General features: G+C 39.9%; 21 protein-coding genes. 19 read left to right on the top strand and 2 right to left on the bottom strand.

Annotated elements, in window-relative coordinates; all coding sequences use genetic code 11:
* The first annotated feature begins 522 nt into the window (after positions 1–522).
* The 5 genes from rpmH (at position 523) to IGL17_RS13175 (ending at position 3,735) form a co-directional block, all read left to right on the top strand.
* The gene (gene rpmH, locus IGL17_RS13195; protein ID WP_002356012.1) at positions 523–657 is read left to right on the top strand and encodes a 50S ribosomal protein L34; all 135 of its coding nucleotides are present in this window, start codon (positions 523–525) and stop codon (positions 655–657) included.
* 203 nt (positions 658–860) lie between these two features.
* A complete protein-coding gene (gene rnpA / locus IGL17_RS13190) occupies positions 861–1,217 on the top strand; it encodes a ribonuclease P protein component (protein ID WP_002356011.1) in 357 nt (118 codons plus the stop codon).
* Positions 1,217–2,044: a YidC/Oxa1 family membrane protein insertase gene (locus tag IGL17_RS13185; RefSeq protein WP_002356010.1), complete on the top strand. Its 828-nt coding sequence runs from the start codon at positions 1,217–1,219 to the stop codon at positions 2,042–2,044. The genes rnpA and IGL17_RS13185 overlap by 1 nt, the downstream gene beginning before the upstream one ends.
* A 14-nt stretch (positions 2,045–2,058) precedes the next feature.
* Positions 2,059–2,835, top strand: coding sequence for an RNA-binding cell elongation regulator Jag/EloR (gene jag / locus IGL17_RS13180; RefSeq protein WP_002361456.1), 777 nt, complete (start codon positions 2,059–2,061; stop codon positions 2,833–2,835).
* A 177-nt stretch (positions 2,836–3,012) separates the two neighbouring features.
* Complete coding sequence (locus IGL17_RS13175) at positions 3,013–3,735, top strand: response regulator transcription factor (RefSeq protein WP_002363545.1); 723 nt, start codon at positions 3,013–3,015, stop codon at positions 3,733–3,735.
* Between the two features lie 43 nt (positions 3,736–3,778).
* Here IGL17_RS13175 and IGL17_RS13170 read toward each other — a convergent pair whose 3' ends face one another.
* Positions 3,779–4,474, bottom strand: coding sequence for a GntR family transcriptional regulator (locus IGL17_RS13170; protein ID WP_002356006.1), 696 nt, complete (start codon positions 4,472–4,474; stop codon positions 3,779–3,781).
* 133 nt (positions 4,475–4,607) lie between these two features.
* Complete coding sequence (locus IGL17_RS13165) at positions 4,608–6,005, bottom strand: CitMHS family transporter (protein WP_438839750.1); 1,398 nt, start codon at positions 6,003–6,005, stop codon at positions 4,608–4,610.
* A gap of 403 nt (positions 6,006–6,408) precedes the next feature.
* Here IGL17_RS13165 and IGL17_RS13160 point away from each other — a divergent pair, with 403 nt between their 5' ends.
* The 14 genes from IGL17_RS13160 (at position 6,409) to mnmE (ending at position 23,351) form a co-directional block, all read left to right on the top strand.
* Positions 6,409–6,771 (top strand): hypothetical protein, encoded by a 363-nt coding sequence (locus IGL17_RS13160; RefSeq protein WP_010707913.1) that lies wholly within the window; start codon positions 6,409–6,411, stop codon positions 6,769–6,771.
* A complete protein-coding gene (locus IGL17_RS13155; RefSeq protein WP_016618491.1) occupies positions 6,755–7,147 on the top strand; it encodes an acetyl-CoA carboxylase biotin carboxyl carrier protein subunit in 393 nt (130 codons plus the stop codon). Before IGL17_RS13160 ends, IGL17_RS13155 begins: the two co-directional genes overlap by 17 nt.
* A gap of 29 nt (positions 7,148–7,176) precedes the next feature.
* Positions 7,177–8,292 carry a sodium ion-translocating decarboxylase subunit beta gene (locus tag IGL17_RS13150; protein WP_002383526.1) on the top strand — a complete coding sequence of 372 codons (1,116 nt, stop codon included), beginning with the start codon at positions 7,177–7,179 and terminating at the stop codon, positions 8,290–8,292.
* Positions 8,293–8,313: 21 nt separating this feature from the next.
* On the top strand, positions 8,314–8,448 hold the full coding sequence (locus tag IGL17_RS13145) for an OadG-related small transporter subunit (RefSeq protein WP_002356001.1): 135 nt from the start codon (positions 8,314–8,316) through the stop codon (positions 8,446–8,448).
* Between the two features lie 32 nt (positions 8,449–8,480).
* Positions 8,481–9,473, top strand: coding sequence for a [citrate (pro-3S)-lyase] ligase (citC, locus tag IGL17_RS13140; RefSeq protein ID WP_071646868.1), 993 nt, complete (start codon positions 8,481–8,483; stop codon positions 9,471–9,473).
* Positions 9,474–9,478: 5 nt separating this feature from the next.
* Complete coding sequence (citD, locus tag IGL17_RS13135; RefSeq protein ID WP_002355999.1) at positions 9,479–9,787, top strand: citrate lyase acyl carrier protein; 309 nt, start codon at positions 9,479–9,481, stop codon at positions 9,785–9,787.
* Complete coding sequence (gene citE, locus IGL17_RS13130) at positions 9,775–10,662, top strand: citrate (pro-3S)-lyase subunit beta (protein WP_002355998.1); 888 nt, start codon at positions 9,775–9,777, stop codon at positions 10,660–10,662. The genes citD and citE overlap by 13 nt, the downstream gene beginning before the upstream one ends.
* A gap of 2 nt (positions 10,663–10,664) precedes the next feature.
* Positions 10,665–12,197, top strand: a complete 1,533-nt coding sequence (gene citF, locus IGL17_RS13125; RefSeq protein WP_002355996.1) for a citrate lyase subunit alpha — start codon at positions 10,665–10,667, stop codon at positions 12,195–12,197.
* Positions 12,190–12,726, top strand: coding sequence for a citrate lyase holo-[acyl-carrier protein] synthase (gene citX / locus IGL17_RS13120; protein ID WP_016616669.1), 537 nt, complete (start codon positions 12,190–12,192; stop codon positions 12,724–12,726). The genes citF and citX overlap by 8 nt, the downstream gene beginning before the upstream one ends.
* Positions 12,719–14,116, top strand: a complete 1,398-nt coding sequence (locus IGL17_RS13115; protein ID WP_002355994.1) for an oxaloacetate decarboxylase subunit alpha — start codon at positions 12,719–12,721, stop codon at positions 14,114–14,116. The genes citX and IGL17_RS13115 overlap by 8 nt, the downstream gene beginning before the upstream one ends.
* Positions 14,117–14,233: 117 nt before the next feature.
* Positions 14,234–15,418: an NAD(P)-dependent malic enzyme gene (locus IGL17_RS13110; RefSeq protein ID WP_010707911.1), complete on the top strand. Its 1,185-nt coding sequence runs from the start codon at positions 14,234–14,236 to the stop codon at positions 15,416–15,418.
* Positions 15,415–16,284, top strand: coding sequence for a triphosphoribosyl-dephospho-CoA synthase CitG (citG, locus tag IGL17_RS13105; RefSeq protein WP_016618488.1), 870 nt, complete (start codon positions 15,415–15,417; stop codon positions 16,282–16,284). Before IGL17_RS13110 ends, citG begins: the two co-directional genes overlap by 4 nt.
* A gap of 742 nt (positions 16,285–17,026) precedes the next feature.
* Positions 17,027–21,721, top strand: coding sequence for an Ig-like domain-containing protein (locus IGL17_RS13100; protein ID WP_202255394.1), 4,695 nt, complete (start codon positions 17,027–17,029; stop codon positions 21,719–21,721).
* Positions 21,722–21,953: 232 nt separating this feature from the next.
* The gene (mnmE, locus tag IGL17_RS13095; RefSeq protein ID WP_002355989.1) at positions 21,954–23,351 is read left to right on the top strand and encodes a tRNA uridine-5-carboxymethylaminomethyl(34) synthesis GTPase MnmE; all 1,398 of its coding nucleotides are present in this window, start codon (positions 21,954–21,956) and stop codon (positions 23,349–23,351) included.
* Positions 23,352–23,357: the final 6 nt, after the last annotated feature.

Raw genomic sequence — 23,357 nt, 5'->3', positions numbered from 1 at the left:
ACAGTGACCTCCTATATGTTTAAATTTTGGTTATCTAAAAAATGTGGATAACTTAAAAGAATGAGCATAGTCGATTTTAGCATTTTTTTAAAACTTTTTCCACAAGCAATTGTTCAATGTGGAAAAAAAGTACACAAGGGTGAAAAAAGTTTTCCACAGGGTGTCGACACTTGCGGAAGAAAGTGGTTGTTGAATGAGTTATCCACAAAAAGTTGAGAATAATTAAGCTTGACACAATCATGTTTCAATAACTTATCAACAGCTAAAAAAACACCTGTGTAAAACTTTTTAACAGGCTGTTTTTTTGTGTAAAACTAGTGGAAAAATGGCTGTGAACAGAAAAAAATGTGGAAAACTATCCACAAGCTACTCACAGGAAAATTTAATTTGTGGATAATTGAAACGAATCTTTCTCAGGAAATATTTCTTAAATTTTATTGACAAAAGACCCTATTACTCGTTATACTATCAAAGTATGTCTATATATTGATGGATAGTTACAATTTCAGGAGGTGTAATTGCATGAAAAGAACGTATCAACCAAACAAACGTAAACGCCAAAAAGTTCACGGATTCCGTAAACGTATGAGCACTAAAAATGGCCGTCGCGTATTAGCAAGCCGTCGTCGTAAAGGTAGAAAAGTTATTTCTGCTTAATGATGGTCTGGTCTTTTAAACAGTCAATTTCTAAGAACCCTTAGTTATCTCCATAATTTTTTGGAAGATGTGAAGATAACTAAGGGTTCTTTTTCTGTTTTCAATAAAAGAAAGCAGGATTCTATAGAAAAGGCTACTAAAAAAGAGCGGAAATATGCTATTATTATTAAGAAGTAAAAAAATATAGAAACAAAGGGATGCCGATGAAAAAGTCCTACCGTGTCAAGAAAGAAAAAGAATTTCAACAGGTGTTTAATAAAAAACAATCTTGTGCAAATCGTCGTTTCGTGGTGTACGTTTTAGAGAAACCACAACAAGCCCATTTTCGAGTGGGGATTTCTGTTGGGAAGAAAATTGGAAACGCGGTCACAAGAAATGCTGTGAAGCGGAAAATCCGCGCGAGTTTATTTCAATTAAAAGACCGTATCTCTCCAGAAATTGATTTTATCGTGATTGCACGTCCAGGATTGGAAAAGTTATCGTCTGAAGAAGTGAAAGCTAATTTAACACATGTGTTAAATTTAGCTAAAATATTAGATGTAAGAGAGGGAATTGAGTAGTGAAGAAGTATAAGCGCTTATTATTAATGGCTGGGTTAGTGACCTTAGTCTTTGTTTTATCCGCCTGCGGAACCGCGCCCGTAAGTGAAAGTAGTACAGGAATTTGGGATCGATACATTGTTTATTATTTTGCCCAAGCGATTAAGTTCCTATCATTAGGCGGCAGTGTCGGAATTGGGATTATCCTATTTACGTTAGTCATCCGGATTATTTTATTGCCGTTGATGCATTTCCAAACGAAGAGTATGCGTAAAACACAAGAGTTGCAACCGCAATTAAAGGCCTTGCAACAAAAATATTCTTCAAAAGATCCTGAAACACAACGCTTATTCCGAGAAGAACAGCAACGTTTGTATGCAGAGAATAATGTGAATCCTTACATTGGCTGTTTACCACTGTTGGTTCAACTACCAATCATGATGGCTTTGTATCAAGCCATTTCACGCGTGCCTGAGTTAAAAGAAGGAACGTTCTTGTGGTTAAGCCTCGATAAGCCGGATCCGTATTTAATTTTACCGATTTTAGCAGCTGTCTTTACGTTTGCTAGTACGTATCTTTCAAGTATGAGCCAACTAGAAACAAATGCCTCACTGAAAATTATGAATTACGTTATGCCAGCGATGATCTTCTTTATGGGGATTTCATTAGCCAGCAGTTTATCTCTTTACTGGGTGGTCTCAAATGCCTTCCAAACAGGGCAAACATTGTTATTAAACAATCCATTCAAAATCCGTAAAGAGCGGGAGGAAGCAGCACGTCAAGCCAAAGCACGGGAGCGAGCGCTTGAACGAGCAAAAAGTCCTAAGAAAAAAGGGAAGAAAAAATAAAGGAGGTCGTTCAGATGCCGATTTATGAAGGAAATACAATCGAAGAAGCAACGCAGAAAGGCTTACAAGCACTTGGTTTAACCAAAGAGGATGTTACAATTGATGTGTTAGACGAAGGAAAAAAAGGATTTTTAGGTCTAGGAAAAAAACTTGCCCAAATTTCAATGGAACCAACGATTAGTGAGCAAGTCACAGAAGCGGTCGAAGAAACAGTGGAAGATATTGTTGTTGCCGATGAAGCAACAGCAGTGGAAGAAGCAGTTGAGGAATTAACCGAAGCAATTCCTAGTCTCTCAGAGGAATCAACACATTCTTTAGAAAATCTGGAAGACGAAGCTGCTATTACTGAATTAGCGATGTATTTAACGAATATTTCAAATGAACTGAACGCCCCTGCCATGGTTCGCATAGCGCGCGAGAATGGCAATATTATCTTCCATTTAGAAACAGAAAAACAAGGTATCTTAATTGGAAAACACGGAAAAGTGTTAAATGCGTTACAGTATTTAGCGCAAGTCTTTATTCACCGCATTGCAAGCAATAAGCTATCGATTGTTGTGAATGTCGGAAATTATCGTGAAAAACGTCATGAAATTTTGGAACGTTTAGCGAAACGCACCGCGGAAAAAGCCAAACGTACTGGGCGGCCAGTCTTCTTGGAACCAATGCCGGCTTTTGAAAGAAAACAAATTCATCACACGCTAAGTAAAGATGAGCAAATCAAAACCCATTCTGAAGGGGATGAACCTTATCGGTATTTAGTGGTTGAACCAGTTAAGAAGTATTTTTAAACAAACAAAGAAACGTTGGCAACTCTCAGCAGGGACTGAATAGTTGCCAACGTTTCTTTGTTAAATGATTTTTTAGCCGTCTCCGTTTCTTTTTTTATGTTATGATAATCAGTAATTACTCCAGTAGTAAATTCAAATGAAAAAGTTTTGTAAAGAGACGTAGGGGGAGCAACAGGTATGCGTACGGAGAAAATACTGGTTGTAGATGATGATGCAGCAGTTCGTCGCTTGATTTGGAAAGCATTACAATCAACAGGTATTCTTATTTACCAAAGTGAATCAATTGAAAAAACAAAAGATATCGTGTCCAGAGTTACCTTTGATTTGTTCATTTTAGATGATAACTTGGAACATGACAGCGATGGTTACTACTTAGTCCAAATGATTAGAGAGAAATATCCACTAGTGCCAATTATCTTTTTTAGTAGCAAAAAAGAAGAAGAGGATATCATTGCAGCCTTGGAAATGGGCGTGGATAGTTATATAACGAAACCTTTTTCCTTGAATGTTTTTAAGGCTCAGGTGATTGCTTCGTTGAATCGAGCTCGAATGATTCGAAAACAATTGAATGTTTATAAAAAAGAAGAGCTACAGGTAGGCGATTTCCGTTTTGATTATGGTCGTTATCAACTATTTAAAAAGGATTTACCTATTTCATTGTCTTCGAAAGAAGTTCAATTAATTCAATTTTTTCTGGAGAATCCCGAGCAAGTATTCTCTAAAGAACAAATTTACAGCAGTGTTTGGGGTACTGGGGATGTCGATGCGAATACGATTATGGTTTTTATTAATCGTTTACGAAGTAAATTAGAAGAAAACCCGAAAGAACCTTGTTACCTGCGGACCGTTTGGGGCATTGGTTATACCTTTACGCCAGATGGTTGCGTACAAAAAAAATGAAAAAAGGCCCGAAGTTGCACGAGCGACTGCGGGTCTTTTTTGCTTATTCAATTTGCCGACGTTCCATTTCTTTCAAAATAAATTGAAGCGAACGATTTAGATGTTCATGGGTTAAAAGTGTAATCTGGTCAATATTCTTTGTTTTCATTCCACGGAAAATTAACCAATGTTCTTCTAGGGCAATACTACGACGTTCTGAGGCACGAATCGCAATATCTCTGAAATAGATTAAGTAAGCATGGAGATCAGTCACAATTTTTTTTAAACGTAGCATCTGACTCTTAGTATAAATAAAGGAATTAAAATCTGAAAAGTTCTGTAGTAAGTCATCTACTTGGTTATTTTTATTGTATTGTTCTCCTTCGAGAAGTAAGGCTTCCAATTCATCAAAATCTTCTGGTGTCATGAGTTCCATGGCTTTAATGGTTGCTAAAGTGTCCAAAGATTTACGAATATCATAAATTTCATAAGCATCTTTCATACTAATCCCTTTAACCACGATACCCACCATAGGTATATGTTCCACCAATTGTTCTTTGACCAATTCTTGTAAAGCAAAGCGAATGGGCGTCCGACTAATGTTTAATTGCTCGGAAAATTCTTTTTCGTTAATCCGTTCACCCGCAGGAATATCCCCTAAAATAATGGTTTTTTTAAAGGCTTCGTAGGTACAAATTTTTAGAGGTTTACTGCTGGTTAAATCTAAGTTCCGTTTTACTGCTTCAACCGTTGGATTCATATGAGGCACCTCCCTATAGGTTATTTTTATAGATAATAAATATAATATTAAAAATGAAAATATAACGCAAGAAAAGACAAAATGAAAAGAAAACCGAGGAGAAAAGGCACTCCTACGGTTTCAGCGACGACGTTTAATTTTGTGGAATAAATAAAGGCATGTGACCTAAAGCAACAATTGTAACAACGAAAATAACGAAAATTCCTAAGGCATATTTTGCCGATTCTTTTTGCCATTGGCCCATATCTAAACCAGTTAAACGTAATAGCAAGTAAATAAATGCCACTAATGGACTTAATAAGTGGAACGCTTGCCCCATTAAGGAAGCTAAAGCCATAGACATATTGTCAAATCCATAAGAACGTCCAGCTTCTGCTAGGACTGGTAAGACACCGAAATAGAAACCATCGTTTGAAATAAAGAATGTTCCTGGTGCTGAAATGAACGCAATCACTAAGCCCCAAGCGCCGGCTAATTGTTTTGGAATAATATTAACAAAGCTATTTGCTAAGGCATTGGCCATACCAGAACCTTGGAATAAGTCCATGAAGACGCCAGCAGCAAAAACTAAGATAACTACTTGCACAGCGTCACCAGCATTTGCACTGATGCGGCTGCTTTGATCTTTTAATTTTGGATAGTTGATCATTAAAGCGATACAAGTACCAACTAGGAATAATAATAGCGGTGGCATTTCAATCCACGAAGGCAAACCTAATTGACCAACGAATGAACTTAGGACTAACCAACCGATTAAGATAATCGTTAAAATACCATTGAATGCAAAATTCTTTGGACGACGGATTTCTAATAACTCAGGATCGTTAACAATAGTCATTTCTTCCAATTCTTTATCAGTAAGCGTTGTCACGCCTAAGCGAGCACGTTCTTTTTTCCCCATGCGATAAGCAACAAAGAAGATAACATACAATACAGATAAAATCATACCAGGTGCTAAATAAGAAAGAATGTCGGCATCAACTTCTAGTACGGTCATGGCACGAGCTGTTGGACCGCCCCAAGGTAATAAGTTCATAATGGTGTTTTGTAAGATAACAAGCACACCTAAATTCATCAATTTCATATTAAGTTTTTTGTAGATGGGAATAAACGCAGAACAGCAAATCAAGGTCGTAGTTGTTCCATCTCCGTTTAAGGAAACAGCAGCAGCAACTACCGCAGTAGCCATCAAGACTTTCATTGGGTCGCCTTTAGCAAAGTAAATCATTTTTTTAGTGATTGGGTCAAACAAACCAGCATCCAACATAATAGAGAAGTAAAGAATGGCAAATAATAACATAATACCAGTTTTTGAAGTAGTTGAAATCCCATCTAAGACGAAATTCCCAATGTTGACTTCAGGGACAACACCGTCAGCACCAGGTGGCGGACTCGCTACTCCAGTTGCAATTGCAATCAAAGTAAAAATAAGAGGAATAATTACTAAAGATGTAAACGGTGACAATTTCTTTTTCATGATTACATACATAAAGATGATAATCATACCATAAGCTAAAATAGTGAGTAACATGTTTTTCTTCCTTTCTTTTTTAGAACTTTTTTGTAAGCGTTAACAACCGGTGTTAATAAAAAAGAATAGCCATGAGAAATGTTTCACAGTATTCTGGTTTACAACAAAAAATATTTTTTGTGTTTGTCTATAGTGTGAGAATATACAAACTTTCGCAGAGAATAAATAGCCTAAAACAAAAAGAACATCAAAAAAACAATTCAACAATCAAATTCTTATTAATAACTTAATATAATATTAATAGAATCTTAACGGCTGATAAATGCTTATATACCAATGTTTACAGAGTTTTTTTCACAAAATAAACAATAAAAGAACAATCTGAGCTAGTGTTTTCACTAGGTTTTTTAACGGTTTTTTCTATAATGAACGTATACCAAGAATTAGTGAAAGGAGAGACAATATGGGCCTATTTAAGTCCTTATTCAAGAAAGAGCAACACACGCAGGATACCGAGATTAATGAAAGCGTTATCCGACGTGAAGCGGATAACTTGGAAAAGCGATGGATAGATATACCAGCATATATTCCTGCTGAGCCAAAAGAATATCAATTGGTAAGTATTGTGGCCACTGCCATCGCAGCAGGAGAGTTTCCAGAAAGTCGTTTTGTTATCAAAAAAATCGCAAAACGAAATCCAGAAGCAAAAGAAGTTGCCATTATTGCAGCCAGTATAGCTGCAGAGCTTTCAGAAGAGTCTCAGCTAGTTGTCAAAAGAATTTCAAAACAAAACCTTGAGGAGGATCATTATGTTACGCAAATTTAAAATTTCAATTGATGGGAAAGAATATTTAGTCGAGATGGAAGAAATCGGTGGCGTCCCACAACCAGCACCTGTTGCGCCACAACCAACAGCGCCAGTTGCTACGACAGAAACACCAGCCCCTGCTGTTGAAGAAGCCCCAGCGCCAGCAGCACAGCCAGCAGGAGCAGATGCAATGCCTGCGCCAATGCCAGGAACTGTGTTAAAAGTATTAGTCAATGTTGGTGATACGGTGTCTGAGAACCAACCATTGTTAATTTTAGAAGCAATGAAGATGGAAAATGAAATCGTTGCAGGAAAAGCAGGTACGGTAACAGGAATTCATGTTACCCAAGGCCAAATTGTGAATCCAGGGGAACCATTAATAACAATTAACTAGAATTAATTTAAGAAGAGGAAGTGATTTGTGTGGAGACACTGATTCAAGGTGTTATAGGAATGGGCCAAGAACCAGGACGCATTGTGATGATGCTGATTGGTGGACTATTAATGTATTTAGGAATAAAAAAAGAGTATGAACCAACACTTTTAGTGCCGATGGGTTTAGGAACGATTTTAGTGAACTTTCCCAATTCCGGCGTATTGAGCGCTGGCGGCGAGCCAGGTCCGTTTAATGTTCTTTTTGATTTTGGAATAAAAACAGAATTATTCCCGTTATTATTATTTATTGGGATTGGGGCAATGATTGATTTCGGGCCATTGTTACAAAATCCGTTTATGTTGATGTTTGGTGCCGCTGCACAGTTTGGGATTTTCTTTACAGTTATTATGGCTGTTTTATTAGGTTTTGATTTAAACGATGCTGCTTCGATTGGGATTATTGGTGCCGCTGATGGTCCAACGTCTATTTTCGTAGCAAATACCTTACATTCAAAATACATGGGGGCCATAATGGTTGCCGCTTACTCCTACATGGCGTTAGTTCCGATTATTCAACCAGTAGCGATTAAAGCAGTGACGACGAAAGCCGAACGTCGGATCCGTATGACTTATCGGGCCGGTGAAGTTTCTCAAACAGCGAAAATTCTTTTCCCGGTTGTTATTACGATTGTCGCAGGGTTAATTGCGCCGGTGTCATTACCATTAGTTGGTTTCTTAATGTTTGGGAACTTATTAAGAGAATGTGGCGTTTTGGACCGCTTATCCATTACAGCTCAAAATGAATTGGTAAATATTATTAGTATCTTGCTAGGACTATCTATTTCCGTTAGCATGAACTATGCAGAGTTCTTAAAAGTCGATACATTGATGGTTATTGGCTTAGGGTTAGTCGCCTTTATTATGGATTCAGTCGGCGGCGTGCTTTTTGCTAAATTCTTGAATTTATTTAGAAAAGAAAAAATCAATCCCATGATTGGTGCTGCGGGTATTTCCGCTTTCCCAATGTCTAGTCGGGTTATTCAAAAAATGGCTACGGATGAAGACCCACAAAACTTTATTTTAATGCATGCTGCTGGTGCCAACGTTTCAGGACAAATCGCTTCTGTAATTGCTGGCGGCTTACTATTAGCCTTTTTAACATAGGACGGAAAGGAGAACGAATACATGTCTGTTAACATGGAAGATTTAAAAATTGCTTTTGAACTGTTAGGTTTTGGTTGGGGCGGCGTTTTCGTTGTTTTATTTATCATTTATCTAGCATCTAAATTACTAACAAAATTATTTCCAATTAAAAAATAAAGGAGGTTATTGCTGTGAGTAGCGTATATACAATGAAAAGAATCTGGTTGCAAAAAGATAAAAAAGCTTATCAAGCTTGGCGCGAATTAATGGAAAAAGCCGCATTGCAAACGACAGAAGCACTTGATTACACCGTTGGCATATATGATGACACAGCATTAATCGCCTCTGGCTCGCTTTCAGGCAAAACGATTAAGTGCGTGGCCGTTTGTAAAAAATATCAATCTGAAAACTTGTTAACCCAATTGGTGGTTCATCTACTTGAAAAACTGAGAGAAGAAAACCAATTACACAGTTTTTTGTATACAAAACCAAAAAATGAACAAATTTTTCAGTCGCTAGGCTTTCAAAAAGTGGTTGCGAATCAAGAGGTGCTATTTATGGAGCAAGGCAAACCAGATTTTGCCGATTATCTTGGTTACCTGACACAGCATAAAAAAGCAGGGCCAGCCAGTAGCATTGTCATGAATGCAAATCCTTTTACGAAAGGCCATCAGTACTTAGTCGAAAAAGCAGCCAAAGAAAGTCCACACGTTTATGTGTTTGTTTTATCTGAAGATAAATCGCTGTTTTCAAAAGAAGCACGTTTCGCAATGGTGCAAAAAGGGGTCGCCCATTTACCCAATGTGACAGTCCTATCTACAGAAGATTACTTAGTTTCGTCTGCGACTTTTCCTACCTATTTTTTGAAAGAAAAAGCGCCATTAGAGGTAGCTGCAATTCAAGCAACGCTTGATGCAACGTTATTTAAAGAAAGAATTGCGCCAATACTTGAAATTCAGCAACGTTATGTGGGAGAAGAGCCTTATTCAGAAGTGACCGATGTCTACAATCAAGCAATGCAACAAGTTTTCGGACAAACGATAACGCTAACCATTGTCCCGCGATTAGCGATTGATGGAGAGCTGATTAGTGCGACGAAAGTTCGCAAAGCGATGGCTGAAGGCGACAAAGAGACACTCAAGAAGTTTTTACCAGCAACAAGTTATCAATACTTAGTAGAACACAAGAAACTAATGAGGTGAAGAAAGTGAAGATTATCAAAAATGCTACTGCAGGGACAGTAGAATCAAGTGATATTATGATTACCGTCCAACCCATTGAATCAACAGAAAATACCATTGAATTAGAAAGTAGTGTCGAAAAACAATTTGGCAATCAAATTCGTCAGGTGATTACGACAACTTTGGAACATTTAGATGTCCAAGGCGTTGCGGTCAAGGCGATTGATAAAGGGGCATTAGATTGTACGATCAAAGCTCGGATGATTACAGTTTTACATCGAGGCGCTGAAAAAGAAACGTATGATTGGAAGGAGTTGGACTCATGGAACGTTTAAGAAGAACAATGATGTTTGTCCCTGGAGCGAACGCAGCAATGCTAAGAGATGCACCTTTGTATGGGGCAGATTCAATCATGTTTGATTTAGAAGATGCAGTTTCATTAAAAGAAAAAGACTCTGCCCGTGTTTTAGTCCATTCTGCTTTGAAAACTTTCGATTATGGCAATATTGAAATTGTTGTTCGGATCAATGCTTTAGATGCCGGTGGCGCAGAAGATATTGAAGCAATGGTCTTAGCTGGTGTCGATGTGATTCGTTTACCAAAAACAGAAACAGCCCAAGATATCATTGATGTCGAGGCAGTCATTACAGAAGTAGAACAGCAAAATGACATTCCCGTAGGAACAACGAAAATGATGGCTGCCATCGAATCGGCTGAAGGTGTTCTAAATGCGCCCGCGATTGCCAAAAGTTCAACTCGCTTGATTGGCATCGCGTTAGGCGCCGAAGACTATGTTACCAATATGAAAACACGGCGCCATCCAGATGGTCAAGAACTATTCTTTGCTCGTAGCATGATTTTACATGCCGCTCGAGCAGCTGGGATTGCAGCTATTGATACGGTCTATTCAGATGTAGACAATACGGAAGGCTTTGAAGCCGAAGTTCGTTTGATTAAACAGCTAGGTTTCGATGGGAAATCGGTGATTAACCCTCGTCAAATCCCATTAGTTAATACTATTTATGCGCCAACAGAAAAAGAAATCCAGAATGCTAAGGAAGTAATCTGGGGCATTCGGGAAGCCGAAGCAAAAGGTTCCGGTGTTATCTCCGTAAATGGAAAAATGGTTGATAAACCAATTGTTGAACGAGCTGAACGGGTCATTGCGTTAGCATTGGCGGCTAAATTAATTACCGAGGAGGAAATATAGACATGGTAGTAAATAAAGTAGGCAAAGACATTCCTCAATCTTATGCAGAGCAATACGGCATTTATGAAGGAGAATTAGCACACATTGATGCTTATCAAGAAGCGAGCCGAGCAATTAAACCAGTGAAACCTCGGGAGACAAAACTTTTAGGAAGTATTCGTGAAGCAATTGAAAAAACAGGTTTAAAAGATGGCATGACCATCTCTTTCCATCACCATTTCCGTGAAGGAGACTATGTGATGAATTTAGTTTTAGCCGAGATTGCCGCCATGGGGCTGAAAAACATTTCGATTGCACCTAGTTCAATTGCAAATGTTCATGAACCTTTGATCGAACACATTAAAAATGGAGTAGTCACCAACATTACTTCTTCAGGTTTGAGAGATAAAGTAGGCGCCGCTATTTCAGCAGGTATCATGGAAAATCCTGTGGTGATTCGTTCACATGGTGGCCGGGCACGGGCAGTAGCAGCAGGCGATATCCATATTGATGTAGCTTTCTTAGGTGCACCAAGTTCAGACGCTTATGGAAATGCGAATGGAACCAAAGGAAAAGCTACCTGTGGTTCTCTTGGATATGCGATGGTCGATGCAAAATATGCGGATCAAGTGGTCATCATTACTGACACATTAGTACCATATCCTAATACCCCTATCAGTATTCCACAAACAGATGTTGATTATGTGGTAGAAATTGATGCAATTGGTGATCCAGATGGAATTGCCAAAGGCGCAACACGTTTTACAAAGAATCCTAAAGAATTATTGATTGCTGAATATGCTGCAAAAATAATTACACATTCTCCTTACTACAAAGAAGGCTTCTCATTCCAAACAGGAACAGGTGGCTCTTCACTAGCAGTTACGCGGTTCATGAGAGAACAAATGCTTAAAGATGGCATTAAAGCAAGTTTCGCTTTAGGCGGAATTACGAATGCAATGGTGGAACTTTTGGAAGAAGGCTTAGTAGAAAAAATTATTGACGTCCAAGATTTTGATCATCCATCAGCTATTTCTTTAGGAGAAAATGCCAATCATTATGAAATTGATGCCAATATGTATGCTTCACCGCTTAGCAAAGGGGCGGTTATTAATCAATTAGACACAGCTATTTTATCTGCTTTAGAAGTGGACACAGATTTTAATGTAAATGTCATTACTGGTTCAGATGGTGTTATCCGTGGTGCTTCTGGCGGACATTCCGATACAAGTATGGCTTGTAAAATGAGTCTAGTGATTGCACCACTTGTTCGTGGACGGATTCCAACAATTGTTGAGCAAGTAAATACAGTCGTTACACCAGGTACGAGTGTCGATGTCGTAGTAACAGAAGTCGGCATTGCAATCAATCCAAAAAGAACAGACTTAATTGATTGTTTTAAAACTTTAGATGTTCCTCAGTTTACGTTAGAAGAGTTGAAAGACAAAGCCTACAACATTGTTGGCACCCCGGAACCAATTAAATATGGAGACAAAGTCGTTGCGTTAATTGAATACCGAGATGGTAGTCTAATTGATGTGGTACGCAATGTTTAATGGGGAAAAAGTAACACTTTTAGAGATGTTGGATGCTCGCGAACAAAGAGCTGCTACACAGAAGGAGTTGTTAGAAACAGCACCAGAAGCTAGTCTCTTATCTGCCACAATGAATATTCCTGGAGAAGTAAAAAATTCGCCCACCTTAACGGATGTTTTTTTAGAAGTAATTGACGAAGTCGAGCAACAATTGCTGGATCAAGTACCGATTGTTAATTTTTACCGGAATGAAAAGACAGGGCCTGAATATTATTTGGCGGTTTCGTTAGCCCCGCAAGAGTTAAAACAAAGAATGGTCAAAATTGAAGAAACACATCCTTATGGTCGTTTAGTGGACCTAGATGTTTTATGGGGAAATGAGGAACTAAAAAGCCTTCATCGAGGAGATTTAGGCTTGCCACCACGGCGCTGTTTTATGTGCCAAGAAGAGGCGAAAGTCTGTGGACGAAATCGACGTCACAGTCTTGAAGCAATGCAAGAAAAAATAACAGAAATAATTTTGACACGAAAGGAGCAGCCAAGTGAGTAAAAAAATTCGTTTTACAGAAACGGTGCTACGGGATGGGCAACAAAGTTTAATTGCAACACGGATGCCAACCTCAGATATGCTGCCGATTATTAAAACAATGGACGAGGCAGGATTTCATGCATTAGAAATGTGGGGCGGGGCAACGTTTGATTCCTGTGTCCGCTATTTAAACGAGGATCCTTGGGAACGTCTTCGCCAAATTCGCAAAGAAGTTAAAAATACCAAACTTCAAATGTTATTACGAGGACAAAATTTACTAGGATATCGTCATTACGCTGATGATGTGGTGCGGGCCTTTGTCGAAAAATCAGTTGAAAATGGGATTGATATTATTCGTATTTTCGATGCCTTGAATGATGTCCGTAATTTACAAACAGCAATTCAAACAACAAAAGAAGCTGGCGGACACTGTCAAGCAGCGATCTCTTATACCACGAGTGAAATTCATACCATCGATTACTTTGTAAAATTAGCCAAAGAATTGAGTCAAACAGGAGCGGATTCCATTTGTATTAAGGATATGGCAGGCGTTTTGACGCCACAAACGGGTTTTGAATTAGTGAGCAAAATGAAAGATGCCATTGATTTACCTTTAGAGGTGCATACGCATGCGACTAGTGGTATTTCTGAGATGACCTATTTAAAAGTTGCTGAAGCAGGTGCGGATATCATCGATACAGCTATTTCTTCTTTCGCTGGCGGTACGAGTCAACCAGCCACAGAATCTGTAGCCATTGCGTTAGAAGATTTAGGCTTTGAAACAGGTTTAAATATGGAAAAAGTAACAGAGATTGCTGACTATTTCAATCCGATTCGTGATCGCTTTAGAAGTGAAGGCATTTTAAACCCTAAAGTTAAAGATACGGAACCGAAAACCTTGATTTATCAAGTGCCTGGTGGTATGTTATCAAACTTATTAAGTCAATTAACGGAGCAAGGTTTACAAGACAAATATGAAGAAGTTTTAGCTGAAGTACCTAAAGTAAGAGCGGATTTAGGGTATCCACCACTAGTTACGCCGCTTTCACAAATGGTCGGAACACAAGCCTTAATGAATGTGATTTCTGGGGAAAGATATTCCTTAATACCGAATGAAATCAAAGATTATGTGCGCGGAGAATACGGCAAATCACCAGCACCTATCGCAGAAGAGATTAAGCAAAAAATCATTGGGGATGAAGAAGTAATTACTTGTCGACCAGCGGATTTATTGAAACCAGAGTTGCATAGTTTAGAAAAGGAAATCCAACAATACGCAAAATCTGAAGAGGATGTCCTATTATATGCGATGTTCCCACAACAAGGAAAAGACTTTTTAGGACGTCGCGAAGATCCTTTTTACGATGTACCGTTACAGAAAGTGACAGTCAAACTTGACTTGCCAGAATAGAACGGGCAAGTGCTCCGCAAATGTATAAAGAAGCAAGGGTTTGAGCGACGATAACGGTTGTTCAAACCCTTGCTTCATCAAATAGAAAAAAGGCAGCCCGTGAAAGGAAGTGACAATGTGTTAGAAGAAGTTCTAGCAATTCATCAAAAAAATATTGGTGTGCTAAGTCTTGAAGCAACAGAAGCGGTATTAAACCATCATGATTTAGCCAAAATGTATACACCTGGTGTCGCAGAATTGAGTTTAATGATTGCTCAAAATCATGAATTAGCGCGCGAGTGGACCATTAGTGGTAAGTTAATTGCGGTTATTACAGATGGGTCAGCTGTTCTGGGTCTCGGCAATATGGGCACGCAAGCGGGCTTGCCAATTGTTGAAGGCAAAGCTTTGCTTTATAAAAATTTGGCGGGGGTCGATGCTATTCCTTTAGCACTGGAACAAAAATCAGTGGACGAGATGGTTCAAACAATTGAAAATTTACAAAATAGTTTTGCAGGAATCCATTTAGAAGATATTTCTGCACCAAAATGTTTTGAAATTGAAGAAAAACTTCAACAACGTTTGAACATTCCTGTGTATCATGATGACCAAGAAGGCACAGCCATTGTCGTTTTAGCTGGGCTAATCAACGCAGCCAAAATTAAAGGAAAACCTTTAAATCAATTGCGTGTGGTGATTAACGGAGTTGGTGCTTCTGGTGTAGCGACCGCTAAGTTATGTATTCAAGCGGGAATTACGCATCTTACCTTAGTAGATCGCCAAGGTGTTTTAAGAGAAGAAGACCCGACATTGAATCCTTACCAACGTGCTTTGCTTCGACAGGTAATAAAACCATCAGTAGAAAACAAAGATTTAGCCACCGCTGTCGTCAATCAGGACGTTTTTTTAGGCTTATCAGAAGCGGATGTGCTAACGCCAGCCCTGATTAAATCAATGAACCAAGACCCAATTATCTTTGCTTTAGCAAATCCTAAACCAGAAATTGAACCAGCCCTCGCCCAAGCCAATGGCGTCCGTTTATTAGCAACTGGTTCTTCCAAATATCCGAATCAAGTGAACAACATTTTAGCTTTTCCAGGTCTTTTTAAAGGGTTATTGGCAGCGAAAGGCAGAAAAGTCGATGTCGGTTTGCAAATGACAGTAGCACGAAGCTTGGCCGCTATGATTTCAGAACCCACAGCAGAAAAATTCATACCTAATGTATTTGATGGCGGCGTAGTTGACACGGTTTTTAATGCTGTACTAGACTATATAAAACAAGAAAAGACCACGGCACAGAAGAAGGGACGTAAAAGGCAATGACAAAGCAAGCAAGGAGTAAATTAGCGCAGCAAGCACAATTGGCACTACTCTATGAAGTGACCTGTTTAAATAAACCAGGCTTGGTGGATCCAGTCGATGCAGGCGCCCATCAAGATATGGATGTTTTCACTTTTTTAGAAAGTAGTGTGGTTTTGACTCCTTATTTTGAAACCTTCGTTCAAGCTGGGACAGAGCTACGTCATTTGCCGATTGAGGCAACATTTCGCGCGATTCGACAAGTTGGTTTAGAAGCAGAACGAGCGATGTTTGAGGCAACAGAAGGGATCAATACACATAAAGGAGCAATTTTTTCTCTAGGTATTTTTTTAGCTATCTGTGGTCGTTTAATGATTTGGGAGACCCCTTGCACCTTACAATTGTTTCAACAAACGCTTCAAACAATGACGCAAGACTTATTGGCTGACTTTGAAAACCTCGCTACGAATGAGCTAGAAAAACTAACTTGGGGTGAACGACTATTTGTTCAGCATGGCTTGACTGGAATCCGTGGTGAGGCGCAACAAGGCTATCCCGCTGTCTTTGAACAGGGAGTGCCTTATTATCAAAAACATCAAGGCACACAACAACAAAAACTCATTGATACGCTCCTTTATTTATCGCTCTATGTTGAGGATACGAATTTGATTAAACGAAGTCAAAATGTCCAAATTTTTGAAATATATCAACCGTTAATCCAGGAATATTTTGCTTTAGGGGGGACACAAACGTTACGGGGAACCCTTTGCTTAGAAAGATTGAATCACTTATTCAAAGAAAAAAATTGGAGTATTGGCGGCAGTGCAGATGCTTTAACTTTGGTGGTGTTTTTAGATAAACTAATGAAATTAAATTGGCTGACGCCTTAATTAAAAAGATAGTTACAACGCTGATTTGGTCAGTTGTTTTGACCTTATATGCCTATGGAAAGGTCTCAAGAGAATTCAAGAAAGCGATTGACAAATACCACGAAACACAGTATATTTTATTACGAAATCATTCTTATCAGAGTATACAAATACGATGATAAACAGTTGAAGCGAATCTTGATTTGCTTTTCCTAAACCTGATTCTTTTAGAATCAGGTTTTTGTTTATCTAAAAGGCGGCATTCGTTCAAAAACGGCTGTCGTCTTTTTTTTATGAAATTTTTTTAATATAAAAAATTTCATAAAAAAAATCTTAAAAACAGAAAAAATTGTTATAGATTAGAGTCATTTTTTTGATGTAAAGTTTTTATGACTTATGTCTATAAAATTGATAAAAACAGTCAAAGAAGCAGAAAAAATAATAGTGGAATTTCTCAAAAAAATAAAAAAATTTTCCGTTATTTAATTATCGATTTATCAAACGATAAGTTATAATAAAATAATTTATTTATCTTTAATGATTGGGGAGAAACGTATAAACTTCCTCATTTTCCTCTCATTGTATAAAAACTCACTAATGAATTAGTGAGTTTTTTAACATATTTAGGATGCTTGTTATCAAATGAATTTTTATATAAAAATTCACAGCATTATATTTTGAAAAGCTGAGGAAATGTACTAAACTGCAGGTGTTAAATCCATTTAAATCGCTAAAGGGGGAGATGAACAACTAGGGGAAGCTAATGATCTTGGTATTTATCGTTTATTTTAAAGAAAAGAGGGACGATCAGATGAAAAAGAAAATTGTTGAGGATTTTAATCGGAAAAGTCAGTATAAAAAATGGACAAAACGCAAGATGCTTAATTTAGCAATATCAAGTGGTTTATTATTTACGTCATTAGCAATCCCTGTAAGTATAGCTGTTACCTCTGGCACAATCAGTGCATCAGCAGCGGTCTTGGATATCGAACTATTATCAAATGTTACGTCAAATAATGACAGTGGCACTTCAACGAGTAATCGTTGGACAGCCGCAAACCAAAATCAACCAGTTAATTTCACGGTTTCTGGTGGCGCTTTAGCAGATGCTTCCGCTGTGTTTAGTGGACAAAAACAAGCGGTGTTAGTGGTTCCTCCTGAGTTAAGAGGAAATGTAGCTGCAGCAGGCAGCGCAGCAATCAATACCAACGTTACGATTGATCTTTCAAAAGTTACTTTTTTGACTGCCGTTTTGAATGCAGCCAATGATTTAACCAATGTCATTACTCAAATTACCAGTGGGGCTTTAGGGAATTTAACTGGTGTTGATATTGATTTGACGGAAGTGAATCGTCAATTGGAATTAGTGAATAACATTGAAAACTTAGGTGCTGCTTCATTTACAGCTCCGGAAACGTTAGCAGCTGACGGCTCATACATTAGTGCACCGATTAGTGATGGTTTAGGGTTAGTTTTAGCCCAAAATGTTTCAAACATCTTACAAGATTTGAATGCGGCAGTTCAAGCTTTGGAGGCAAAAGGTACCAGTATCCCAAGTAATCTTGTCGCCGCAGCTATAAATGCAGCCTTGCTTCCTGTCAAAGGCACGGTGAACGTGGCTGTTTCAGGTGCTTTGCCTTTATTAGCGGTTGGTGGTTCAGGCGTAAATGAGTTAGTGGATGCTTCTTTACTAGGCGCAACCACGGTTACTTTACCAACTACCGTTTCAACACCTCAAAATTTATCCAATAATTTAGATGCTCGTTTTGTAGGAACAGTCGTTCAAACAGATCTTTTAGACGTTAATTTATTAGCAACAGCAGACGGTGTATCCAACATTTATTTTGCTGCAGGCACTACTAGTGAAGTAACCGCACCAACAATCACAGGAGTAACAGGTAATTCAACAGCAGGTTACGAAGTTAAAGGAACTGCCGATGCCAATGCCACGGTTGAAATCCGAAATGCAGGAGGCACCGTAATAGGCACAGGTACCGCTGATGGGACAGGAGCGTTTACAGTTACCATTCCCGCAGGTGAAGCAGGCGCCAATGAAACATTAACCGCCGTAGCGAAAAACGCTAGCGGTACAGAAAGTACGCCAACAACGTTCCAAACACTAGCGGATGAGACAACCGTAACCGCACCAACAATCACAGGAGTGACAGGTAATTCAACGGCAGGTTACGAGGTTAAAGGAACTGCTGATGCCAATGCCACGGTTGAGATCCGAAATGTAGGAGGCACCGTAATAGGTACAGGTACCGCTGATGGGACAGGGGCATTTACAGTTACCGTTCCCGCAGGTGAAGCAGGCGCCAATGAAACGTTAACCGCCGTAGCGAAAAACGCCAGCGGTACAGAAAGTACGCCAACAACGTTCCAAACGCCAGCGGATCCTAATACGCCCGTGGCGACGCCAATTGTTGAGACTGTAACAGGTAGTACAACAAAAGGCTATGAGGTCAAAGGGACTGCTGAAGTTGGCACCACCATTGAGGTTCGCGATGCAGCTGGCACGGTCCTTGGTACTGCAACAACTGGAACTGATGGAAAATATACAGTGACTTTAGCTCCAGGAAAAGCAACAGCCAATCAAACGCTGAGCGTTGTAGCGAAAAACGCTAGTGGCACGGAAAGTCAACCAGCAACGGCGACAACACCAGCTGATGTCACTGCACCAACAGTTGATAACATCACAGGCAACTCTGGTTCGGGTTATGAAATTACAGGAACAGCAGACCCTAACACAACAATCGAAGTTCGTGATCCAGCTGGGGCAGTCATTGGCACAGGTACCTCTGATGCGAATGGTGATTTTACTGTAACGCTACCAACGGGAACGACCAATCCTGGGGATACATTAACAGTGATTGGAAAGGATAACGCGGGAAATGAAAGTCAACCGACTGAAGTCCTTGTTCCTGCTGATGCCACGGTTACAGCACCAACTGTAACAGGAGTAACAGGTAATTCAGTTGCTGGTTATCAGGTGACAGGCACCGCTGATCCGAATGCTACCATCGAAATTCGTGATGCAGATGGGAACGTGATTGCAACAGGGACTGCCGATGGGACTGGTTCCTTTGCCGTGAACCTTCCAGCTGGGACGGCAAATGCGAATGAAACATTGACAGCGTTAGCCAAAGATCCTGCTGGCAATACAAGTACACCGACAACCTTCCAAACACCAGCAGATGAAGTAGTGGCACCGCCAAGTGTCGACAAAGTTACTGGGAATACAACACAAGGATATCAAGTGACAGGTACCGCTGAACTTGGCACCACCATTGAAGTTCGTGCAACAGACGGAACAGTTTTAGGCACCGCAATAACTGGACCGACTGGCCAATATACTGTGACGTTAGCTTCAGGAAAAGCAACAGCTAAACAAACAGTGAATGTAGTTGCTAAAAATGATACTGGACTTGAGAGTCAACCAACTACAGCTATGACACCCGCTGATGTTACCACACCAACAATTGGTGACATTACTGGAGATTCAACAACTGGTTATGAAATCACTGGGACGGCGGACCCTAATACCACCATTGAAGTACGGAACCCAGATGGAACAATTATTGGTACAACGACAACGGATGATCAAGGAAACTTTACTGTGGACCTTCCAGCGGGAGCCGCTAATCCTGGTGATACATTAACAGTTGTTGGAAAAGACGGTGACGGCAATGAAAGTCAACCAACGGAAGTGACGGTCCCTGAAGATGCAACCGTGGCAGCACCGACTGTGACGAATGTCACAGGAACAACTGCTACTGGGTATCAAGTAACTGGCACGGCAGAGCCAAATGTCACCATTGAGATTCACAATGAAGCAGGTTTAGTTATTGCTACGGGAACGACTGATGGTGCTGGCGCCTTTACAATCACTCTTCCGACGGGCACAGCAACAGCCAACGAAGCCTTAACTGCCATTGCAAAAGATGCTGCTGGGAAAGAAAGTAATCCGACTGCTTTCAAAACACCTGCTGATCCAGATGCACCAGTCGCGACACCTACTGTTGACAAAATCACTGGTAGCACGACAAAAGGCTATCAAGTAGTAGGAGCAGCAGAAGTTGGTACAACAGTCGAGGTGCGTGACGCCGATGGCACAGTCCTTGGCATGGCAACTACTGGAACTGATGGCAAATACACAGTGACTTTAGAGCCAGGGAAGGCCTCAGCTAACGAAACAATAACTGTCGTAGCGAAAAATGCAACAGGGAAAGAAAGTCAGCCGGCTACAGCAACTACACCAGCCGACTTAGCCACACCAACCATTGATTCTATTACCGGAAATTCTAGTAAAGGTTACGAAATCACTGGAACGGCGGAGCCAAAAACCACTATTGATGTCCGTGACGCAGACGGAACCATCATTGCTGCTACAACTGCTAACGAAACCGGCCAATATACGGTGACTCTACCAGCTGGCGTAGTGACACCAGGAGAAACGATTACGATTATTAGCAAAGATGGCGCAGGTAATGAAAGTCAACCAGCTACAGCCGTTATTCCAGCGGATGTTGTTTTAGCGGCGCCAACTATTACGAAAGTTGAAGGAAACAAAGCCAATGGCTATACAGTCACTGGAACTGCTGATCCAAATGTCACGGTTCAATTTTACAATAGCAGTGAACAATTATTGGCAAGTGGCAATACAACTACTGGAGGCACCTTCTCCGTTCATATTGCAGCAGGGTTAGCAACAGAAAAAGAAACGTTAACCGCACTAACCACAGATACACAAGGAAATGTGAGTCCTAAAACCACATTTATGACGCCAGCCGATATTACGGGAGAACCAGAAATTAAAATTGCGGCACCAACTGTTTCTTCAGTTTTAGGAACGTCTAAAGCCGGCTACCTCATCAAAGGAACAGCTGAACCAAACCGAATCATTCAAATTAGTAACCGACTATTAAGAAGTGTGATTGCTGTAGGTGCCACCGATGCTGAAGGCAACTTCGCTATCCAATTAACAGCGGGACAAGCGACTGCTCAACAAAGTTTACTTGCGACAGCTACCGATGGCGCAGGACATTACAGTACGGCTACAACCTTCATGACGCCAGCCGACCCAACAAATCCTGGAGGAGGCAATGGTAACACTGGCGGAAATAACGGCAATACAGGCGGCAACACAGGAAACAATGGCGCAACTGGCGGGAATAATGGGAATGGTTCAAACACAGGTTCAAATCCAAATGGAGGTTCTGGTTTAGGTACAACAGGTTCTGGCTTAGGTTCACTAGGCAATGGCCTCGGTACAAATGGTAGTGGCTACAATCCGAAACTAAGTACCATCAGTTATGGCACTGGAAATCACGGGAAAACAGGCTACTTACCTAGTACAGGTGAAAAAGAGTCCTCAGCCGTGACAACAAGTTTGTTTGGCGCCTTTGTCGCACTCCTTGCGAGCATGGGAATCATCAAACGCAAACGTAAAAACTAGCTCTCTCCTTTAATTCCTATAGATGAGAAAACGTATTGTTGAGAATTCCCCACTCAATGATACGTTTTCTCGTTCCATTTAATGAAGAAAAATTGCCAAATAGAATAAAATGTGCTATTCTATTTTCAGAAAATCGAAGGAACAAGCAGTGAAAGTGCTAAATCCAACCTGAATTTTTTAATGCAGGAGGAGTGGGCGCTTTTTTTGTTGTTATGAAGAAAGGAAGCTAATTATGCAATCAGCTACAATGGAATTTGATACAATTGCGGCGATTTCTACGCCGCCAGGTGAAGGTGCGATTAGTATTGTTCGTTTAAGTGGCGAGCAAGCAGTTGCTATTGCAAACAAAGTTTATCGGTCAGGCACTAAAGATTTAGCTAAAGTCCCCACGCACACGATTCATTATGGTCATATTGTTGATCCGCAAAACGATCAATTGATTGATGAAGTCATGCTTTCTGTGATGCGGGCACCGAAAACATTTACACGAGAAGACGTGGTAGAAATTAACTGTCATGGCGGCATTGTCGTGGTGAACCAACTACTGCAATTACTGTTACGTGAAGGCGCACGAATGGCCGAACCTGGGGAATTTACAAAACGTGCTTTTCTAAATGGCCGAATGGATCTTTCACAAGCAGAAGCAGTGATGGACTTAATCCGTGCTAAAACAGATAAAGCGATGAATGTTGCATTGAATCAATTGGATGGTAACTTGTCGGCGTTAATTCGTTCATTAAGACAAGAAATTTTAAATACTTTAGCACAAGTAGAAGTTAATATCGATTATCCAGAGTATGATGATGTCGAAGAATTAACCACGAAATTACTTTTAGAAAAAGCCGAATTTGTGAAAGCGCAGATTCAACAATTATTAACGACCGCTAAACAAGGAAAAATTTTGCGAGAAGGTCTAAGTACAGCAATTATTGGCCGACCAAATGTCGGGAAATCCAGTTTGTTAAACCATCTGTTACGAGAAGAAAAAGCTATCGTTACAGATATTGCTGGAACGACACGTGATGTCATTGAAGAATACGTTAACGTTCGCGGCGTTCCTTTAAAATTAATTGATACAGCGGGGATTCGCGAAACAGAAGACATTGTGGAACGAATTGGTGTCGAACGCAGCCGCAAAGCGTTAGCAGATTCGGATTTAATTTTGTTAGTCTTAAATCAAAGCGAAGAATTGACAGAGGAAGATCGTCAACTGTTGGAAGCAACGAAAGGCTTAAAACGCGTTATTCTTTTAAATAAAATGGACTTACCGACAAAACTGGATCCTAACGAATTACAAGAATTAGTCCCTGCAGAAGAAATTTTATCCGTTTCGGTGTTGTCAAACACAGGCTTAGACCAGTTAGAAGCGAAAATTGCTGATCTTTTCTTTGGCGGCCAAACAGGCGAAAAAGATGCTACCTATATTTCTAATACACGTCATATTGCTTTGCTAGATCAAGCAGCGCTTTCGTTACAAGAAGTGATTAACGGCATCGAAGCAGGTATGCCAGTCGATTTAGTTCAAATTGATATGACCCGTTGTTGGGATTATTTAGGGGAAATCGTCGGCGATAGTGTCCAAGATGAATTAATTACACAGTTATTTAGTCAATTTTGTTTAGGAAAATAAGACAAG

Source organism: Enterococcus sp. AZ088, from assembly GCF_051714845.1.
GTDB lineage: Bacteria > Bacillota > Bacilli > Lactobacillales > Enterococcaceae > Enterococcus > Enterococcus faecalis.
This window is presented reverse-complemented; position numbering and strand designations above follow the sequence as displayed.

Excerpts from the sequence above, each read along its gene's own strand:
- rnpA (WP_002356011.1), top strand. The coding sequence starts at position 861 with ATGAAAAAGTCCTACCGTGTCAAGAAAGAAAAAGAATTTCAACAGGTG.
- IGL17_RS13155 (WP_016618491.1), top strand. The coding sequence starts at position 6,755 with ATGTTACGCAAATTTAAAATTTCAATTGATGGGAAAGAATATTTAGTC.
- IGL17_RS13165 (WP_438839750.1), bottom strand. The coding sequence starts at position 6,005 with ATGTTACTCACTATTTTAGCTTATGGTATGATTATCATCTTTATGTAT.
- citX (WP_016616669.1), top strand. The coding sequence starts at position 12,190 with ATGTTTAATGGGGAAAAAGTAACACTTTTAGAGATGTTGGATGCTCGC.
- IGL17_RS13100 (WP_202255394.1), top strand. The coding sequence starts at position 17,027 with ATGATCTTGGTATTTATCGTTTATTTTAAAGAAAAGAGGGACGATCAG.
- citC (WP_071646868.1), top strand. The coding sequence starts at position 8,481 with ATGAAAAGAATCTGGTTGCAAAAAGATAAAAAAGCTTATCAAGCTTGG.
- mnmE (WP_002355989.1), top strand. The coding sequence starts at position 21,954 with ATGCAATCAGCTACAATGGAATTTGATACAATTGCGGCGATTTCTACG.
- IGL17_RS13160 (WP_010707913.1), top strand. The coding sequence starts at position 6,409 with ATGGGCCTATTTAAGTCCTTATTCAAGAAAGAGCAACACACGCAGGAT.
- jag (WP_002361456.1), top strand. The coding sequence starts at position 2,059 with ATGCCGATTTATGAAGGAAATACAATCGAAGAAGCAACGCAGAAAGGC.
- IGL17_RS13170 (WP_002356006.1), bottom strand. The coding sequence starts at position 4,474 with ATGAATCCAACGGTTGAAGCAGTAAAACGGAACTTAGATTTAACCAGC.
- citG (WP_016618488.1), top strand. The coding sequence starts at position 15,415 with ATGACAAAGCAAGCAAGGAGTAAATTAGCGCAGCAAGCACAATTGGCA.
- IGL17_RS13175 (WP_002363545.1), top strand. The coding sequence starts at position 3,013 with ATGCGTACGGAGAAAATACTGGTTGTAGATGATGATGCAGCAGTTCGT.
- citF (WP_002355996.1), top strand. The coding sequence starts at position 10,665 with ATGGTAGTAAATAAAGTAGGCAAAGACATTCCTCAATCTTATGCAGAG.
- rpmH (WP_002356012.1), top strand. The coding sequence starts at position 523 with ATGAAAAGAACGTATCAACCAAACAAACGTAAACGCCAAAAAGTTCAC.
- IGL17_RS13145 (WP_002356001.1), top strand. The coding sequence starts at position 8,314 with ATGTCTGTTAACATGGAAGATTTAAAAATTGCTTTTGAACTGTTAGGT.
- citE (WP_002355998.1), top strand. The coding sequence starts at position 9,775 with ATGGAACGTTTAAGAAGAACAATGATGTTTGTCCCTGGAGCGAACGCA.